16 protein-coding genes are annotated in these 16,854 nt (G+C 51.9%); 8 read left to right on the top strand and 8 right to left on the bottom strand.

Annotation, left to right across the window (positions count from 1 at the left end; genetic code table 11):
- Window position 1 precedes the first annotated feature (1 nt).
- The 4 genes from APU11_RS00785 to rfaD are packed head-to-tail and all read right to left on the bottom strand — an operon-like array spanning window position 2 to window position 4,083.
- Window positions 2-1,111, bottom strand: a complete 1,110-nt coding sequence (locus APU11_RS00785) for a glycosyltransferase family 9 protein (protein ID WP_058650588.1) — start codon at window positions 1,109-1,111, stop codon at window positions 2-4.
- Window positions 1,112-1,114: 3 nt separating this feature from the next.
- Window positions 1,115-2,098, bottom strand: coding sequence for a lipopolysaccharide heptosyltransferase RfaC (gene rfaC, locus APU11_RS00790; RefSeq protein ID WP_029881900.1), 984 nt, complete (start codon window positions 2,096-2,098; stop codon window positions 1,115-1,117).
- A 3-nt stretch (window positions 2,099-2,101) separates the two neighbouring features.
- Entirely contained in the window at window positions 2,102-3,148 is a 1,047-nt protein-coding gene (gene rfaF, locus APU11_RS00795) for an ADP-heptose--LPS heptosyltransferase RfaF (RefSeq protein WP_013094907.1), read from the bottom strand.
- A 2-nt stretch (window positions 3,149-3,150) separates the two neighbouring features.
- Window positions 3,151-4,083: an ADP-glyceromanno-heptose 6-epimerase gene (rfaD, locus tag APU11_RS00800; RefSeq protein WP_013094908.1), complete on the bottom strand. Its 933-nt coding sequence runs from the start codon at window positions 4,081-4,083 to the stop codon at window positions 3,151-3,153.
- 215 nt (window positions 4,084-4,298) lie between these two features.
- On the opposite strand from rfaD, the gene kbl reads away from it, so the two are divergent.
- The 3 genes from kbl to APU11_RS00815 all read left to right on the top strand — a co-directional run bounded on the left by kbl (window position 4,299) and on the right by APU11_RS00815 (window position 8,275).
- A complete protein-coding gene (kbl, locus tag APU11_RS00805; RefSeq protein WP_058650589.1) occupies window positions 4,299-5,495 on the top strand; it encodes a glycine C-acetyltransferase in 1,197 nt (398 codons plus the stop codon).
- Window positions 5,496-5,504: 9 nt separating this feature from the next.
- Window positions 5,505-6,530: an L-threonine 3-dehydrogenase gene (tdh, locus tag APU11_RS00810; protein ID WP_029881902.1), complete on the top strand. Its 1,026-nt coding sequence runs from the start codon at window positions 5,505-5,507 to the stop codon at window positions 6,528-6,530.
- A 164-nt stretch (window positions 6,531-6,694) separates the two neighbouring features.
- Window positions 6,695-8,275, top strand: coding sequence for a phosphoethanolamine transferase (locus APU11_RS00815; protein WP_058650590.1), 1,581 nt, complete (start codon window positions 6,695-6,697; stop codon window positions 8,273-8,275).
- Between the two features lie 73 nt (window positions 8,276-8,348).
- Here APU11_RS00815 and APU11_RS00820 read toward each other — a convergent pair whose 3' ends face one another.
- Window positions 8,349-9,446 (bottom strand): glycosyltransferase family 9 protein, encoded by a 1,098-nt coding sequence (locus APU11_RS00820; RefSeq protein WP_058650591.1) that lies wholly within the window; start codon window positions 9,444-9,446, stop codon window positions 8,349-8,351.
- 310 nt (window positions 9,447-9,756) lie between these two features.
- Here APU11_RS00820 and APU11_RS00825 point away from each other — a divergent pair, with 310 nt between their 5' ends.
- Window positions 9,757-10,557 carry a glycosyltransferase family 2 protein gene (locus tag APU11_RS00825; protein WP_029881905.1) on the top strand — a complete coding sequence of 267 codons (801 nt, stop codon included), beginning with the start codon at window positions 9,757-9,759 and terminating at the stop codon, window positions 10,555-10,557.
- Here APU11_RS00825 and APU11_RS00830 read toward each other — a convergent pair whose 3' ends face one another.
- Genes APU11_RS00830 through gpmM form a run of 3 tightly spaced genes read right to left on the bottom strand, consistent with a single transcriptional unit; the run spans window position 10,558 to window position 14,331 of the window.
- Window positions 10,558-11,490: a divergent polysaccharide deacetylase family protein gene (locus tag APU11_RS00830; protein WP_057072708.1), complete on the bottom strand. Its 933-nt coding sequence runs from the start codon at window positions 11,488-11,490 to the stop codon at window positions 10,558-10,560. It lies immediately after the preceding gene.
- 3 nt (window positions 11,491-11,493) lie between these two features.
- Window positions 11,494-12,753, bottom strand: a complete 1,260-nt coding sequence (gene envC / locus APU11_RS00835; protein WP_229060094.1) for a murein hydrolase activator EnvC — start codon at window positions 12,751-12,753, stop codon at window positions 11,494-11,496.
- 33 nt (window positions 12,754-12,786) lie between these two features.
- Window positions 12,787-14,331: a 2,3-bisphosphoglycerate-independent phosphoglycerate mutase gene (gpmM, locus tag APU11_RS00840; RefSeq protein WP_058650592.1), complete on the bottom strand. Its 1,545-nt coding sequence runs from the start codon at window positions 14,329-14,331 to the stop codon at window positions 12,787-12,789.
- A 248-nt stretch (window positions 14,332-14,579) separates the two neighbouring features.
- Between gpmM and APU11_RS00845 the strand changes: the two genes are divergently transcribed.
- Genes APU11_RS00845 through gpsA form a run of 4 tightly spaced genes read left to right on the top strand, consistent with a single transcriptional unit; the run spans window position 14,580 to window position 16,794 of the window.
- On the top strand, window positions 14,580-15,011 hold the full coding sequence (locus APU11_RS00845) for a rhodanese-like domain-containing protein (protein ID WP_013094920.1): 432 nt from the start codon (window positions 14,580-14,582) through the stop codon (window positions 15,009-15,011).
- An 11-nt stretch (window positions 15,012-15,022) separates the two neighbouring features.
- The gene (gene grxC / locus APU11_RS00850; protein ID WP_010426371.1) at window positions 15,023-15,274 is read left to right on the top strand and encodes a glutaredoxin 3; all 252 of its coding nucleotides are present in this window, start codon (window positions 15,023-15,025) and stop codon (window positions 15,272-15,274) included.
- A 33-nt stretch (window positions 15,275-15,307) separates the two neighbouring features.
- A complete protein-coding gene (gene secB / locus APU11_RS00855) occupies window positions 15,308-15,775 on the top strand; it encodes a protein-export chaperone SecB (RefSeq protein WP_003860835.1) in 468 nt (155 codons plus the stop codon).
- Window positions 15,775-16,794, top strand: a complete 1,020-nt coding sequence (gene gpsA, locus APU11_RS00860) for an NAD(P)H-dependent glycerol-3-phosphate dehydrogenase (RefSeq protein ID WP_020686508.1) — start codon at window positions 15,775-15,777, stop codon at window positions 16,792-16,794. The genes secB and gpsA overlap by 1 nt, the downstream gene beginning before the upstream one ends.
- The last annotated feature ends 60 nt before the right edge of the window (window positions 16,795-16,854 follow it).

The raw sequence follows: 16,854 nt of genomic DNA on the forward strand, positions 1-16,854 counted from the left end.
ATTAGTTTCCCAGGGCATCAAAGGTATATGGGGTTGCGGTAGCTTTTGGTAACGCGCAAATGAAACGTTTGAGTTCGTTTAAGGATTCGTCTGTTACAGCAAAGAGTTCTTCCCTGTCTTGCGAGAAATAGTATTTAGTCTCAAAAACATAAGAACAAATATTGTCGTCGTTACCTATCAGCATCACATTTCCAAGTGGGCGTTGTTCATAGTGGCAGCATGGGCCAAACAGCAGCACTACGGGTACATCTACTGCATCGGCAATATAGACATTGCCTGAATCAGACGCGATATAACAATCCATCCTGGAAATCGCCCACGGAAGATCTTCAAGAGGGATTTTGCCGATGAGGTTAACGACATTAGGAATGTCACCGTAAGCACGGGTGATATCGTCCAGCCACGACTGTTCATCAGGGGCGCCAAACACATAAAACTCGCAGGGCAGGTCGGCGAGACGATCAATAATTCGCTTCCAGATGACCGGCGGCACCGTTTTGGCTTTATTACCTGCGGCAATGCTGATGCCGATGCGGATCGCATCAGGTTTGTCGAGAATTGCCGGGTAGGTCGCTGGTTTGAACAGCGGCTTTGTGGCGTGCTTGGGCGAGTCCTGCCACGTCAACGAACGGTCGGCCAGCTTCAGGTAATTGGTCACTGATAGCGTTTTTTTGCCGTGCTCAACGGTACCGTCGGCGGTGAGATAGAAAATCCCGTGATACCATCTGCGGGTGTAAATGCTTAAAAATTGTTTGTTTTTGGCATTACAGGCGGCGGCAAAAAAGAGATTTACACTGTTGGGTTGCAGAAGATAGACGTTGTCGTAGCGGTTCATGATGCGGCAGGCAAAGCTGAGCTTACGCCACAGGCTACGCTTATGCTGCTCGATAAAAAAAATCTCTTCGATCGTTTCGTCATGCTTCGCCAGCGCACCTACGCTGCGACTGATGAGCACATCACTTTTTTGCAGGTATGCCAGCAGGGGCGTCGCATTAACAAAATCACCGATTTTGGCTGTCTGAATGACCAGGTTTTTACCTGTATCTTTGCGGAACAGCTTCCGGATAAGCTTCACCGGAAGGAGTAAAATCAGCAGAAATACGTAACTCATTCGTTAGATATCCCTGTCGGAAAGCCAGTGGCTGTCCTGTAAAAATGAAAAAATGGCATCTGCGCTAATGTCCCTCGTTTGTTGAGTCGGGCTGACCATTTGATGCTGGTTTTTACCGTAACCCCCAATCAAACCGGGATCGGTCGGGCCAAAAATCGTGATGTTTGGACGATCCAGCGCCGCGGTTAAATGGCTTAAACCCGTATCAACGGAAACGACAGCTTTAGCTCCGGCCAGCTCTGCAGCAACTTGCGCCAGCGTGAGTTTAGGTAAAACCTCGACGTGCGAAAAACCGGCTGCCAGACGTTCAGCACGCTGGCGCTCATGTTCAGCACCCCACGGCAGTTTAATATGGATGCCGGCAGGTTGCATTAGTTCAATGAGTCTTCGCCAGTGCGTTTCCGGCCAGTGCTTATCATCGCGCGTTGTGGCATGCAGGAAGACCAGCCAGGGCTGCGCAGGCTTCTCTGCATCACGCAGAAAATGCTGCGAAATCGCGTAATCACCCTGCGTTTCCGGCTTTGTGTAACCGAGGCTTTTTGCAAACAGCTCGCGGGTGCGTTCCACTGCGTGCTGCTGCTTTGCAATATGGTGACGACGGTTATAGAACAGGCTGGCGAGTGGTTCGCGGGCGGTTTGCCAGTCCATGCCGTGCTTTACACCGTGTGCCAGGCGCGTGACCAGCGCGGCGCTTTTGACCAGCCCCTGCGCGTCGATAATGGCGTCGTAACGCTGCGCCTGCACCGCATCGCGGAAGGCTTTGCGCTCGGCTTTAATCGGTGTGGAAAACCACGCTTTACGCCAGCGGCGGATGGCCACCGGGATTACGCGGTCGACCGCTTCGTGCCAGGTAGGGATCTGCGCGAAGCCCTCTTCCACCACCCAGTCAAAACGAATGCCTGGAATGGCCCGCATGGCGTCCGTAAGCGACGGAAGCGTATGCAACACATCGCCCATCGAAGAGGTTTTAACGATCAATACCCGCATTCGTTATCCTTCTTCGCTCAGCAGCAGTTCGTTGAGTTCTTCGAGAACGCGCTGCGGCGTGATGTCGATCAGGCTCTGATGATAACCTTGCGCGGCATCGCCTTTACGCACCTTATGGTAACCCGTGATCAGACGAATAACGCGCGCCTTATTTGAGAGCGGCGGCGTGAAGTCCGGGCTACTTGGACCGTACAACGCAACCAGCGGGCGGTTGAGCGCGGCGGCGACGTGCATCAGCCCGGAGTCGTTGGTGACTACGGCTTTACAGGCAGCAAGTAAAATCACCGCCTGCTCAAGCTGGGTTTCCCCGGCCAGGTTGCGGCACCAGGCCTGCTGTTCTGTGCTGAGGGCTGCAAGAATTTCGTTCCCTGCCTCGTGGTCTTTGGCCGAGCCGAACAGAACGATCTGATAACCTTCGTCAATCAACTGCTTTGCCAGCTCTGCGTAGTGATAGTGCGGCCAGCGTTTTGCCGGGCCGAATTCTGCGCCCGGGCAGAAGCCAATCATCGGCCGTTCAGAGGAAAGACCAAACGCGTTACAGGTCTGGGATTTTTCACCCTCGCTGACCTGTAGCTGTGGCCACAGCAGCGGCTGCGGCAGGTCTTTTGCGCTGCGCATCACGCCCTTGTCGTAGGCCAGCGCCACATAGCGCTCCACCATTAATGGCCAGGCCTCTTTATCCAGCACGCGCGCGTCATTCAGCAGACCGTAGCGCATCTCACCGCGCCAGCCGGTACGGTGCGGCACACCGGCGAAGAAGGGCACAAGCGCGGATTTAAACGAATTGGGTAACACGTAAGCGCGGTCATAACGCTTCTCGCGCAGACTGTGACCGAGTTTACGACGTTCGCCAATTTCCAGCGCCCCGTGGCCGAGCGGCATTGGGATGGCTTCATTCACTTCCGGCATACGCGATAACAACGGACGGCACCATGCGGGTGCCATCACGTCGATTATCGCCTGGGGATAACGCGCCTTGAGCGTGCGATAGAGACTTTGCGACATCATCATGTCGCCCACCCATGACGGGCCGATCACCAGAATTCTCATACTTACGCGTCGCGATTCAGCCAGGCCATATATTCCGTTACGCCTTCGGCAACGGTCTTGAACGGCTTGTCATAACCCGCTGCGCGCAGGTTGGTCAGATCGGCCTGGGTGAATGCCTGGTAGCGGCCTTTCAGTTTGTCCGGGAAAGGAATGTACTCAATGCTGCCTTTCTTGTGATACGCCAGCGTTGCGTCAGCCACGGCCTGGAAAGACTCCGCGCGGCCGGTGCCAAGGTTGAAAATACCGGATACCCCATTTTCCCAGAACCACAGGTTCACGGCGGCAACGTCGCCTACGTAGACGAAGTCACGCTTAAAGCCGTCGCTGCCTTCGAACAGTTTTGGACTTTCGCCGTTATTCAACTGAGTGTTCAGATGGAACGCCACGCTCGCCATGCTGCCTTTGTGGCCTTCGCGCGGCCCGTAGACGTTGAAGTAGCGGAAACCAACGATTTGGGAGTTCGCTTCTGGCAACACCTGACGCACATATTCGTCGAAAAGGAACTTGGAGTAACCGTAAACGTTCAACGGCTGCTCATATTCGCGGGATTCAATGAAATCAGAGGTACGTCCGCCGTAGGTGGCCGCCGAAGAGGCATACAGGAACGGAATTTCACGCTCCAGACAGTAGTGAAGCAGCTCTTTAGAGTACTGATAGTTGTTGTCCATCATGTACTTGCCGTCCCACTCTGTGGTGGAGGAGCATGCCCCTTCGTGGAAGATGGCTTCGATCTCGCCGAACTCTTCACCTGCCATAATCTGGATAAGGAAGTCTTCTTTATCCATGTAGTCAGCGATGTTCAGATCCACCAGGTTGACGAACTTGGTGCCGTCTTTCAGGTTGTCAACCACCAGGATGTCGGTGATGCCTTTGTCATTGAGAGCTTTAACAATATTGCTGCCGATAAAGCCCGCGCCGCCGGTAACGATGATCATAACTGTAACCTTTGAAGTGTGGAGTCCGGGGACAATCCCGGACGCTAATGGTTCTATCATATCATTAGTATGGCTGCCCTTCAGCCATTCACCGACATAGCGCAAGGGTACACGTGATTTATGCTGCAAAAACGAGAAGAGATAATGTGTCATCTCGTCATGAACTATAGGTTTGGGTAATATGTGCCGAAATTTGCCGAGTCTGGAGAATTGCAATGCGTGGTGATTTTTACAAACAGTTAAACAGCGACCTTGAGACCGCGCGTGCGGAAGGGTTGTTTAAAGAAGAGCGTATTATCACGTCTGCTCAGCAGGCGGACATCACCGTTGCCGATGGCAGCCATGTGATCAACTTTTGTGCGAACAACTACCTGGGTCTTGCGAATCACCCTGAGCTGATTGCTGCGGCGAAAAGCGGTATGGATACCCATGGTTTTGGTATGGCCTCCGTACGCTTTATCTGCGGCACGCAGGACAGTCACAAGCAGCTTGAGAAAAAGCTGGCGAACTTCTTAGGCATGGAAGACGCAATTCTGTACTCCTCCTGCTTCGATGCCAACGGCGGTCTGTTTGAGACGCTGCTGGGTGCAGAAGATGCCATTATCTCCGACGCCCTTAATCACGCTTCCATCATTGATGGTGTGCGCCTGTGTAAAGCGAAGCGTTTCCGCTATGCCAACAACGATATGGTTGAACTGGAAGCACGCCTGATAGAGGCGCGTGACGCGGGTGCTCGCCATGTGCTCATCGCCACCGACGGCGTGTTCTCTATGGATGGCGTGATCGCCAACCTGAAGGGCGTGTGCGACCTGGCGGATAAATACGATGCGCTGGTGATGGTCGATGACTCGCACGCGGTCGGTTTTGTGGGTGAAAACGGCCGTGGCTCGCATGAATACTGTGACGTGATGGGCCGCGTGGACATCATCACCGGTACGCTGGGTAAAGCGCTTGGTGGCGCGTCTGGCGGTTATACCGCTGCGCGTAAAGAGGTGGTGGAGTGGCTGCGCCAGCGCTCCCGTCCGTACCTGTTCTCCAACTCCCTCGCGCCGGCCATTGTTGCCGCCTCCATCAAAGTGCTGGAGATGGTGGAATCCGGGGCTGAACTGCGCGACCGTCTGTGGTCCAACGCGCGCCTGTTCCGCGAAAAAATGAGTGCGGCAGGGTTTACCCTGGCCGGTGCTGACCACGCCATTATCCCGGTCATGCTGGGTGATGCCGTCGTGGCGCAGAACTTTGCCCGTGAGCTGCAAAAAGAAGGCATTTATGTGACTGGGTTCTTCTTCCCAGTCGTACCAAAAGGCCAGGCGCGTATCCGCACCCAGATGTCCGCGGCGCATTCGCCTGAACAAATTGAACGTGCGGTGGAAGCCTTTACCCGCATCGGTAAACAGCTGGGCGTAATTGCCTGAGGACGTGTGATGAAAGCGTTATCCAAACTGAAAGCGGAAGAAGGGATTTGGATGACCGACGTGCCGGAGCCGGAAGTCGGTCATAACGATCTGCTGATCAAAATTCGTAAAACCGCCATTTGCGGCACTGACGTTCATATCTACAACTGGGATCAGTGGTCGCAAAAAACCATTCCGGTACCCATGGTTGTCGGGCACGAATACGTTGGTGAAGTGGTTGGGATTGGTCAGGAAGTGAAAGGTTTTAACATTGGCGACCGCGTCTCCGGTGAAGGACACATCACCTGCGGCCACTGCCGTAACTGCCGCGGTGGGCGTACGCACCTGTGCCGTAATACTATTGGCGTGGGCGTGAACCGTCCGGGTTGCTTTGCCGAGTACCTGGTGATCCCGGCCTTTAACGCGTTCAAAATTCCGGACAACATTTCTGACGATCTGGCCTCCATCTTTGACCCGTTCGGCAACGCGGTACATACGGCGCTCTCTTTCGACCTGGTCGGCGAGGATGTGTTGGTCTCCGGCGCGGGCCCTATCGGGATTATGGCCGCAGCGGTGGCGAAGCACGTGGGTGCGCGTAATGTAGTGATTACCGACGTGAACGAATACCGTCTGTCGCTGGCCCGCAAGATGGGCGTCACCCGTGCGGTGGATGTCTCTAAAGAGAGCCTGGCCGATGTGATGGAAGAGCTGGGCATGACCGAAGGGTTTGACGTGGGTCTGGAGATGTCCGGCGCACCACCGGCGTTCCGTACCATGCTGGATACCATGAACCACGGCGGTCGTATTGCGATGCTGGGTATTCCGCCGTCGGATATGTCTATCGACTGGAATAAAGTTATCTTCAAAGGGCTGTTCATTAAAGGCATCTATGGCCGTGAAATGTTCGAAACCTGGTATAAGATGGCGGCATTAATTCAGTCTGGTCTGGATCTGTCCCCGATTATTACACATCGTTTCTCCGTTGATGATTTCCAGAAAGGCTTTGACGCGATGCGTTCGGGCCAGTCCGGGAAGGTTATTTTGAGCTGGGATTAAACCTGCCAGCTGGCACCCGTATAAACGGGTGCCAGTGCTAATTATGGTAGTTTGACTTTTCGGAATTTTCTTGTTACTTTTCAATAAAATACCAATCTTTCTTCTCCACGCGTTTATTAATAATAATTACGTCAGGAAGACACTGTCAGGCTTGTCAAAACATTATGTCCACGCACCTTTCGCTGAAGCTGGTTGATACAACTTCACGGTTTACCTCTTTTTTAAATCTGGCGATTTCTCTTTTAATACTTATGGCTGTAAATATTTTACATGCCCGCTATAATTTGGTAATTAACAGATCGTTTGTTTTTTTATTGATGTTGTTGATGCTCAAGTGCATAGATAATAAATTAATACGCAATGTACTGGCGATTGTACTTCTCATTCCAGTTGCGGCAGATATTTCTCTCCAGCTATATGCATGGAGAAATTTCGATTCTGCGTTTAGTTATGGGTTTGCAATGAGCATAATCCACACCACACCGGATGAAGCAAGTTCAATGCTCAGCGTGTACTGGCGTGAATGTATTATTTTTATCACACTCTCTGCTTTTTTTATTTATACCGCAAATACGGGTGCATGGCCCGTTGCACCGCGATTTCGTCGCTGGCCTGCCATTGTGCTTGGCGTGACGTTGTTGGCTTTCTATGGTCAGGCACTACAGCACCAGCTCAGGAAAAGCAGCGTCGAAAGTCTGGCGCAGCGCGTGGTTCAGGCGACACCAGTCAGTACGGCAAAAGTTTTTATGCAGGCTTTTGAAGATAACGCGGTCATTGCCAATATCGGTAACAACATTCCTGATTACAAACTCACGCTTTCGGATACCGGTATTGAGAGCTACGTGCTGGTTATCGGTGAGTCTGAGCGAGCGGCGAATATGGGCATCTATGGTTATCAACGAGATACTACACCAGAGCTGGAAAAGCAGAAATCGCAGCTCTTGCTGTTCCGTAATGCTGTAGCGCCAGCGCCGGTTACGATTATGGCCGTACCGTTGGCCATGACCGCTGGTAAAGTGAATATTCGCGATCCGAAAAAATATGGTGATAATATTATTAATATTGCCAATAAAGCAGGCTATGAAACTTATTGGTTTAGTCATCAGGGTAAAGGCGGGGCGCATAACAACGTCATCACCGGGATTGCCATGAATACGAAAAAGCATGAATGGCTCGAAGGCGGTTACGATGAAGATCTTCTACCTCTGTTGCAGAATGCATTAAAAGCCCCGGGTAAAAAAGTGATCGTCTTGCATTTATACGGCAGCCATGAACCATCCTGTACGCGCTTTCCGGCAAACCAGGCGGTGTTACATGGTACCAATGAGGCCGATGACTGTTATGACAACTCGGTACGGTATACAGACACATTGATGGGCAAGATGTTTAGTATGCTGACCAACTCGCGTTCTTCGGTTATGTATTTTTCCGATCATGGTTTGATTCGTGATCCGCAACGCGCTGTCGTTTATTCTCACGGAAACGTGAACCCTCCACGAGAGGCTCTGCACATCCCTGTGTTTATCTGGTATGGGCAACAGGTTGATAAAGCCAGGCAATACACAGGAGACTATTACACCGTCTGGTCTGCTGATGATGTTAATACGCTTGCTGAATTGTGGTTGGGGATCCATCGTCAGGGTCAACCTGTCCAGTCGGTAAACTCATGGCTTGCCGGTTACGATAAGAATGTCTCAGTACTGGATACCACAGGTAAGACCTATTACTGGAGTAATATACGTTAGCCCGGACGTGTGATATCTACTGCACATCAAGGTGACGTAAAATAATAAAAGGGGCCTGAGGCCCCTTTTATTATTAGATCGCAGAACTATCGTTACTAATTTTATTCAATACTTTTGATGAGATATCATCAATGTTTATTTTATTGTGGCGCTTGTCAAATATCAGTTGTTCTGAATTCTTGCCAACTGGGGAGAAAATAGTATTGCCTTCAAAGTTTTTATTATGATCAAGCAGCATTGAAAAATAGATGGCAATAATTTTTTTATCAAACGCACAGGCGATATGAACAATGGCCGTATCAACAGAGACCACTAAATCGGCTTTTTTTATGAGCGTGATAGCATCCCAAAGCGATTTAAATCGACAGACAGTAATTTTCTCATCATCGAAGGCAAGGTCTGCCAGTTTTTTTCCTTCACCAATGATGAAAACTTGTGTATCCGGGTGCTGCACAATATCAATCGCCAATTTTTCCAGTTGAGGCAGAGAAAGACTGCGTTCGGCTACGCTCGCGAAGGGATTAAGCACAACGATCTTTTTACCAGCATGAGGTTGTAGAAAATCATCAATAAAAACTTCATGCTCGGGTAAAACAGGCAAGGAGTAGCTAAGAGATGCGGGCTTAATACTTAAAGCGTTAAGTATTTTTTTTTGGGGATGTGTAATATGAAACTCAGGACTCACCGGTAACATTAAGTTATAGGGTTTATCCAGCCAGCCACCAAATCCAATCGCATATTTATAATGAATTTTTGCCAGAAGTTGTGTGTTAAATAATTCCTTTCTCTTCATCCATGAATAATGACTAATCACCAGATCTGTCTCGATATCTTTCATTTTTTTGATATTGTTGATATCGACAACATAAACTTCATCAATGTCAGTCATCTTCTCGAAGAGATCGCGATTTCGTTCTTCAACAATGACCTGAAGTTGATAGCCTGCATCTTTCAGATTACGCCAGGTTCCTGTATGGCATACCGCATCGCCAATTCCAAGATCAACAAAAGGGAAAAGAATTTTTTTAACGCTGGAGACGTCAATTTTTTCTTGTCGCTTATCCTGTAATTGTCGCGATAAAGAAAGCAACTGTAGCCGTCTTTTTAATTCTTTAGTTTTATAGTTTCGCTGCCTGTTAATTTCCTTTAAATAACCAATTATTTTCTTCATAACCACGCTAAACCAAATTAAGCATTTTACTGTGGGTAGTATAATCTTAACGACAACGAAAAGGAATGTCTGAGGAAATAGAACAACGCGACAAAGATTTTACTGTTACTTAACAATAAGTTAATGCATTTTTTCACTCTGTGAGTTCCGTCATTTTTTCTGGGATGACTATCATGTTATAGAGTTTTTTATTGACCAAAGTGAGCTTTGCCAGCTTTTCCATAAAAAATAAGATACAGATTCGGAAGTGACAACAGTGATAGCTGGCACTATCTTGTCAGGAATGACTCTCCTGAGTTCAGGAGACCACATGTTTAAACTAACCGTATGTCTTTTGACATACAACTCTGCCCGCTTGTTACATAAGGTGTTAACGCCGTTAATGAGTATTGCAGATGAGTTTATTGTTGTTGATTCTGGTAGTTCAGATGAGACATTAGTTATCCTTCAGGAATATGCCATTACACCAATATTTCATCCGTATGCAATGCACGGTGAGCAGATGAATATTGCCATTTCCCGGTCATCTAACGACTGGGTGTTATGTATGGATAGTGACGAAATACTCGATGAAGACACTATACACTATATCCTGGCGTTAAAGTCTGGAGAGGAGCCGCCCGCTGATTGCGGATGGAGCCTGTCACGCTACTGGTATGTCTTAGGCGAGCGCACACGAACCATCTACCCGATTTCTTCTCCAGATTTCCCATTAAGATTGTTCAACCGCCAGCATGTCAGATTTAACAATCGACCAGTGGATGATAAGGCGATAGGTGCGGCGCGGGTGACACGTATACCTGGCCATGTCCGGCACGACACATTTTATTCCCTGCATGAAGTGTTTAATAAGCTGAATGTCTATACCACCCGAGTCGTAAAATATCAGACGCTCAGGCCGTCAATCGCACGTGGTGTGGTGAGTGCTATTGGGGCTTTCTTTAAATGGTACTTGTTTAGCGGGGCATGGCGGCAGGGGAAAGTTGGTGTAGTGACAGGGCTCTATGCCACCTTGTACAGTTTTTTAAAATATTTCAAAGCCTGGTATCAGTATCAGGATGAACGTGAGTCCGCTGCACGGGAGCACACGGACTCTCACCTTATAAAATAGTTACGCTTTCTTACCCCAGCCCTGCCACTGATGTTGAAAATATTGCACCAGCGTACTCTGGCTCATGCTTTCACCAATCACAGAGAAGAACCGGGTAGCATAAACCGGTTCAGGGGCATGTTTCGGCACACAGCGTTTTACGCCGCGGAACGGGTTACGCGGCGCTGATGACCCTGGTTTCCCCTGGTTCGGCGTCGACGTATCAACCTGTGGTTCGTTCAGGAGATCGCTCGGGCGGACCAGCGTGATATCCGAAGGCAAGGTCGGTAGCATTTGCTGCAGGACGCGAACGGTCGACGGATGCGGGTGGCCGATGGCAATCGCGGAGCCATTGCGGCGGGCCAGCTGCACAGCGCGATTAAACTGCACGCGAATGTCTGCTTCGTTCTGCGTATCGTCAAGGAACACCTTGCGCTTAATCACCTTCACCCCCGTTCCCTGCGCGGCACGCATCGCCTGACTGTTGCCGATGGTCATGCTGTCGAGGAAGTAGAGGTTGTAACGCTCCAGCGCCTGCATCACTTTGAGCATCCCGTACAGGCTGGATGTCATCGCGCTGCCCATATGGTTGTTTAACCCCACGGCATACGGCACTTTGTTGTAAGCGTCGCGGATAATGCGATCGATCTCATCGCTGCTCATCTCAGGGCGCAGAGTATCTTTTTCCAGCGGTTGTTTGCTGATGGGGGCCATCGGCAGATGGATCAATACCTGGTGGCCGCTGTTGTGGGCCTTGGTCGCCATCTCACGCGCGTGTGGCGCATTCGGGAGGACGGCGACAGAAATGGCTGCCGGCATCGCCAGCACCTGATTTTCATAGTGCGGACGATAACCGAAGTCATCAATCACAATGGCGAGTTTACCGGCGTATACCGGTGCGACCAGCGCCAGTGCGCTGGCGACGGAGAGAACAATTCGACGAAATTGAAGCAAAACTTATCTTCCCAACCACGGCTGTGGATTGACCGCCTGACCCTGGCGACGAATTTCGAAATAGAGTGACGGGCGGCCCTGACCGCCACTGCTGCCCACAAGGGCGATGGGTTGACCCGCGCGCACCTGAGTGCCAACGCTGACCAGTGCGCTCTGGTTGTAACCGTAGAGGCTCATGTCGCCTTTACCGTGTTCAACCACTACCACAAGCCCGTAACCCTGCAGCCAGTCGGCCAGGATCACGCGGCCATCGGCGATGGCTTTCACTTCGCTACCTTCAGACGCACCGATAACTATCCCTTTCCAACGTAGTTCACCCTGCAGCTGTTCGCCATAACGATGCAGAATTGTACCGCGAACGGGCCAGTAAGCCTGACCGCGAGGGGAGCCCAGGCCACCGGTTCGTGACATCAATGAGCGTTCGCTTTCGCTTGGTTTATAGGTCGTGCCCTTACGGGAGGCTTCCTGCTGCTTATCGCGAACGGCCTGCGCCTCGCGAGCCTCTTTTTCGGCGCGGGCTTTTGCCGCGGCCTCCGCTCGGGCGATGCTGTTACGCAGCTTCGATTCGTTGGCGCGCATTTCGCTCAACTGGCTCTGACCAGCCTGAATGGAGGATTCAAGCCCGGAAAGGGTTTTCTTACGTTCGTTGCGAGCCTGCTCGAGCTTTGCCTGCTGGGCCTGCTGTTCGTAGAGCAGCGTCTGCTGCTGGCTCTGCTTCTCTTCCAGCTCGGCTTTTTGCGTGGTGACCTCTTCGCGCGTCTGTTTTAGCTGCGCGATAGTCTCCTGACGCGCCTGGTTCAGATAGCCGAAATAAGCCTGCAGGCGCTGACCGCGCTGGCTCTCTTCACCGCTGAGGATCAGCTGAAGGCCGGTGTGTTCACCCTGGCGGAATGCGGCATCAAGTTGCGCCGCAAGATTACGTTCCTGCGCATCGCGCTGACGTTCCAGCTTGGCAATCGACGCGTTCATCTCGTCGATCTGTTTATTCAACTGGGAGAGGGTGTTTTGTGTTTCGCGGAGCTTACGTGCGGCGGCGGAGATCGCCTCTTCCTGCTGCTTAAGCTGAGCAAGCAGCGACGCGCGTTGCTGTTGCTGCTGACGTACCGCACGCTCTTTGGCGGCGATATCGGCCTGAATGGATTTCAGCTGGTCGCGATCGTCCGCGTGGGCGGATGCGGCGCACAGCAATACGCCAGCGCTGAGTGCGCTGGCGTAAAACAGAGGTCTGACTGATAACCTAAGCGGTTTCACGACCCATGTGATTGAAAAAATCGCCTTTCCCCTCATGGGGAGCGATTATTCCACGATGAACAGCGGCTTACCAGTCATCTCTTCAGGGATCGGCATACCCATCAGTGACAACATGGTTGGCGCGATGTCAGAAAGCTTGCCGCCTTCCACTGCTTTCAGTGCTTTATCACCTACATAAATCAGCGGAACCGGGAGGTTGGTGTGGGCGGTGTGCGCCTGTCCGGTTGCCGGGTCGCGCATCTGTTCTGCGTTACCGTGGTCAGCGGTAATCAGCAGCTGGCCGCCAACGGATTCAACCGCTTTGGCAACCTGCTCAACGCAGTGATCCAGCGCTTCAACCGCTTTAATAGCCGCTTCCATCACCCCGGTATGACCCACCATGTCACCGTTCGGATAGTTACAGATGATGGTGTCGTATTTGCCGCTAACGATCGCCGCAACCAGTTTTTCGGTCAATTCCGCAGAGCTCATCTCTGGCTGCAGGTCATAGGTAGCGACTTTTGGTGAATTAATCAGAATGCGATCTTCGCCTTTGAACGGCTCTTCTACACCGCCGTTAAAGAAGAAGGTGACGTGGGCATATTTCTCGGTTTCGGAGATACGCAACTGCGTCTTATCGTTTTTCGCCATCCACTCACCGAAGGTATTGGCCAGTGAAGCCGGTGGGTATGCGCATGGGGCGTTGATGTCTGCGGCGTATTCGGTCAACTGGATGAAGTTGATGTTCACCGCTTTCTTACGGGCGAAACCGTCGAAATCGCTGTTAACGAATGCGCGGGTGATTTCACGCGCACGGTCAGCACGGAAGTTCATGAAGATCAGCGCGTCGCCATCTTCCATGGCGGCATCAGCCTGGCCTTCTGCGCGAATGACGGTCGCTTTCACGAATTCGTCGTTTTCATCGCGCGCGTACGCGGCTTCAAGGCCCTCAACGGCAGTCGCAAACTGGAACTCGCCTTTTGCCAGCGTCATCAGGTCATAGGCCTGTTCCACACGATCCCAGCGATTATCGCGATCCATGGCGTAGTAGCGGCCAATAATAGATGCCACGCGGCCTTTGCCCAGTGCGGCAAATTTCTCTTCGAAGGCTTCCAGCGAACCTTTAGCGCTGCGCGGTGGCGTATCGCGGCCATCCAGGAACGCGTGCAGGTAGATTTTTTCCGCACCGCGCTCAGCGGCCAGTTCAACCATCGCCATAATATGATCTTCATGGCTATGAACGCCGCCGGCAGACAGCAGACCCATGATATGCACGGCTTTGCCTGCGGCAACGGCTTTATCCACCGCACCACACAGCACAGGGTTGGCGAAGAAGGTGCGTTCTTTGATTTCAACATCCAGACGCGTCAGATCCTGATAGACGATACGCCCGGCGCCCAGGTTGACGTGACCGACTTCAGAGTTACCCATCTGACGGTCCGGCAGACCCACTTCCAGGCCGGATGCGTCAATCAGAGTGTGGGGACGTTTTGCCCACAGCGCATCCATGACCGGGGTTTTAGCGTTGAAAATGGCGTTATCCTGTTGATCTTCACGGTAGCCATAGCCATCCAGAATCACCAGTACCATAGGTTTTTTAGAAACCGACATTGCGACAACCTCATGCTCAAGAGTCAAAAATTTGCGTAATTTTACTACAGCTGAATCGTTCAAATAGCCGCAGAAGATCAAAGAAAGGGCAGGGGCAAGATGCTTCTCCGACCATTTTGAGGCATTTTTTTAGGTGGCATGCCGCAGAAAATGGATTAGCTTAGGGTCGCTGGCTGTATTTGCCACAACGCACAGGTATACTCCTGTCCTGGTTTTTTTAATCACTAAGTCGGGAGTAGTTACCCTCCATGCAAGAAATTATGCAATTCGTTAGCCGCCATCCGGTTCTGAGCATCGCGTGGATTGGCCTGCTGGCCGCTGTGCTGTTCACCACATTTAAGGGCCTGACGTCTAAGATTAAGGTTATCACCCGTGGTGAAGCGACGCGTCTGATTAACAAAGAAGATGCCGTCGTGGTCGATCTGCGTCAGCGTGACGATTTCCGCAAAGGGCACATTGCAGGCGCTATCAACCTGCTGCCAGCTGAAATCAAAGCCAACAACGTGGGCGAGCTTGAGAAGCATAAAGCCCAGCCGATTATCGTTGTTGACGGTACCGGCATGCAGGCGCAGGAATCTGCTAGCCTGCTTCATAAAGCAGGCTTCGAAAACGTCTCTGTACTGAAAGAAGGCATTTCCGGCTGGAGCGGAGAAAACCTTCCTTTGGTGCGCGGTAAATAAGGAGTTCAGTGATGGCCAATATCGAGATCTACACCAAAGCGACCTGCCCGTTCTGTCACCGTGCGAAAGCGCTGCTGAACAGCAAAGGCGTAACGTTCCAGGAACTGCCGATCGATGGTGACGCGATAAAACGCGAAGAGATGATTCAACGTAGTGGTCGCACGACGGTTCCGCAGATTTTTATTGATGCGCAGCACATTGGCGGCTGTGATGACTTGTATGCGCTCGACGCCCGTGGTGGACTCGATCCCCTGCTGAGCTAAGAGACTTTAGGACAATTTAAAAAGGGTTTTTCCATGTCAGAACAAAACAACACCGAAATGACTTTCCAGATCCAGCGTATCTACACCAAGGATGTCTCTTTCGAAGCGCCAAATGCGCCACATGTTTTCCAGAAAGATTGGCAGCCAGAGGTTAAACTTGATCTGGATACCGCATCAACCCAGCTGGCTGATGACGTGTATGAAGTCGTACTGCGTGTGACCGTGACCGCCTCTCTGGGCGAAGAAACTGCATTCCTGTGTGAAGTACAGCAGGGCGGTATCTTCTCCATCGGCGGTATTGAAGGCAACCAGATGGCGCATTGCCTGGGTGCATACTGCCCGAACATTCTGTTCCCGTATGCGCGTGAATGCATCACCAGCCTGGTTTCTCGCGGTACATTCCCGCAACTGAACCTTGCGCCAGTTAACTTTGATGCGCTGTTCATGAACTATCTGCAGCAGCAGGCTGGCGAAGGTGCTGAACAACATCAGGATGCCTGATGAGCACTGTTAATGCGTCAATGACTGTGATCGGTGCCGGCTCTTACGGCACCGCTCTTGCCATCACGCTGGCAAGAAATGGTCACGAGGTGGTCCTGTGGGGCCACGACCCAAAACATATCGCAACGCTGCAGCACGACCGCTGCAACGTGGCGTTCCTTCCTGACGTTCCGTTCCCTGACTCCCTGCACCTGGAAAGCGACCTTGCGACCGCGCTGGCAGCCAGCCGCAATATTTTGATTGTGGTGCCGAGCCATGTGTTTGGCGACGTGCTACAGCAGATTAAGCCGCTGATGCGCCCGGATGCACGCATTGTGTGGGCAACGAAGGGGCTGGAAGCCGAAACCGGTCGTCTGTTGCAGGACGTTGCCCGCGAAGTGCTGGGTACCGAGATCCCGCTGGCGGTTATCTCCGGCCCAACGTTTGCCAAAGAGCTGGCCGCAGGCCTGCCAACGGCAATCTCGCTGGCCTCCACGGATCCTGTCTTTGCGGACGATCTTCAGCACCTGCTGCACTGCGGCAAGAGTTTCCGCGTCTACAGCAATCCCGATTTTATCGGCGTTCAACTGGGCGGTGCGGTGAAGAACGTCATCGCCATTGGCGCCGGGATGTCCGACGGCATTGGCTTTGGTGCCAATGCACGTACAGCGCTGATTACCCGTGGGTTAACCGAGATGTCCCGTCTCGGGGCGGCACTGGGTGCCGATCCGGCCACCTTTATGGGGATGGCGGGTTTAGGCGATCTGGTGCTGACCTGTACCGACAACCAGTCGCGTAATCGCCGCTTTGGCATGATGCTCGGTCAGGGCATGGATGTAAAAGGCGCGCAGGAGAAGATTGGTCAGGTGGTTGAAGGCTACCGCAATACCAAAGAAGTCCGCGAATTGGCGCACCGTTTTGGTGTCGAAATGCCAATAACCGAGGAAATTTATCAGGTATTGTATTGCGGAAAAAATGCGCGCGAGGCAGCATTGACCTTATTAGGTCGTGCGCGCAAGGACGAGCGCAGCAGTAACTAGTCGGAACCATTGTCACCTGAATGACCCAGCCAGCGCAGAACTGGCTGGTCATTATACTAT

The organism is Enterobacter sp. 50793107 (assembly GCF_001463365.1).
GTDB classification, from domain to species: Bacteria; Pseudomonadota; Gammaproteobacteria; order Enterobacterales; family Enterobacteriaceae; genus Enterobacter; species Enterobacter cloacae.

Coding starts and splice junctions, on each gene's coding strand:
- APU11_RS00785 (WP_058650588.1), bottom strand. CDS start 1,111: ATGAGTTACGTATTTCTGCTGATTTTACTCCTTCCGGTGAAGCTTATC.
- rfaC (WP_029881900.1), bottom strand. CDS start 2,098: ATGCGGGTATTGATCGTTAAAACCTCTTCGATGGGCGATGTGTTGCAT.
- rfaF (WP_013094907.1), bottom strand. CDS start 3,148: ATGAGAATTCTGGTGATCGGCCCGTCATGGGTGGGCGACATGATGATG.
- rfaD (WP_013094908.1), bottom strand. CDS start 4,083: ATGATCATCGTTACCGGCGGCGCGGGCTTTATCGGCAGCAATATTGTT.
- kbl (WP_058650589.1), top strand. CDS start 4,299: ATGCGTGGTGATTTTTACAAACAGTTAAACAGCGACCTTGAGACCGCG.
- tdh (WP_029881902.1), top strand. CDS start 5,505: ATGAAAGCGTTATCCAAACTGAAAGCGGAAGAAGGGATTTGGATGACC.
- APU11_RS00815 (WP_058650590.1), top strand. CDS start 6,695: ATGTCCACGCACCTTTCGCTGAAGCTGGTTGATACAACTTCACGGTTT.
- APU11_RS00820 (WP_058650591.1), bottom strand. CDS start 9,446: ATGAAGAAAATAATTGGTTATTTAAAGGAAATTAACAGGCAGCGAAAC.
- APU11_RS00825 (WP_029881905.1), top strand. CDS start 9,757: ATGTTTAAACTAACCGTATGTCTTTTGACATACAACTCTGCCCGCTTG.
- gpmM (WP_058650592.1), bottom strand. CDS start 14,331: ATGTCGGTTTCTAAAAAACCTATGGTACTGGTGATTCTGGATGGCTAT.
- APU11_RS00845 (WP_013094920.1), top strand. CDS start 14,580: ATGCAAGAAATTATGCAATTCGTTAGCCGCCATCCGGTTCTGAGCATC.
- grxC (WP_010426371.1), top strand. CDS start 15,023: ATGGCCAATATCGAGATCTACACCAAAGCGACCTGCCCGTTCTGTCAC.
- secB (WP_003860835.1), top strand. CDS start 15,308: ATGTCAGAACAAAACAACACCGAAATGACTTTCCAGATCCAGCGTATC.
- gpsA (WP_020686508.1), top strand. CDS start 15,775: ATGAGCACTGTTAATGCGTCAATGACTGTGATCGGTGCCGGCTCTTAC.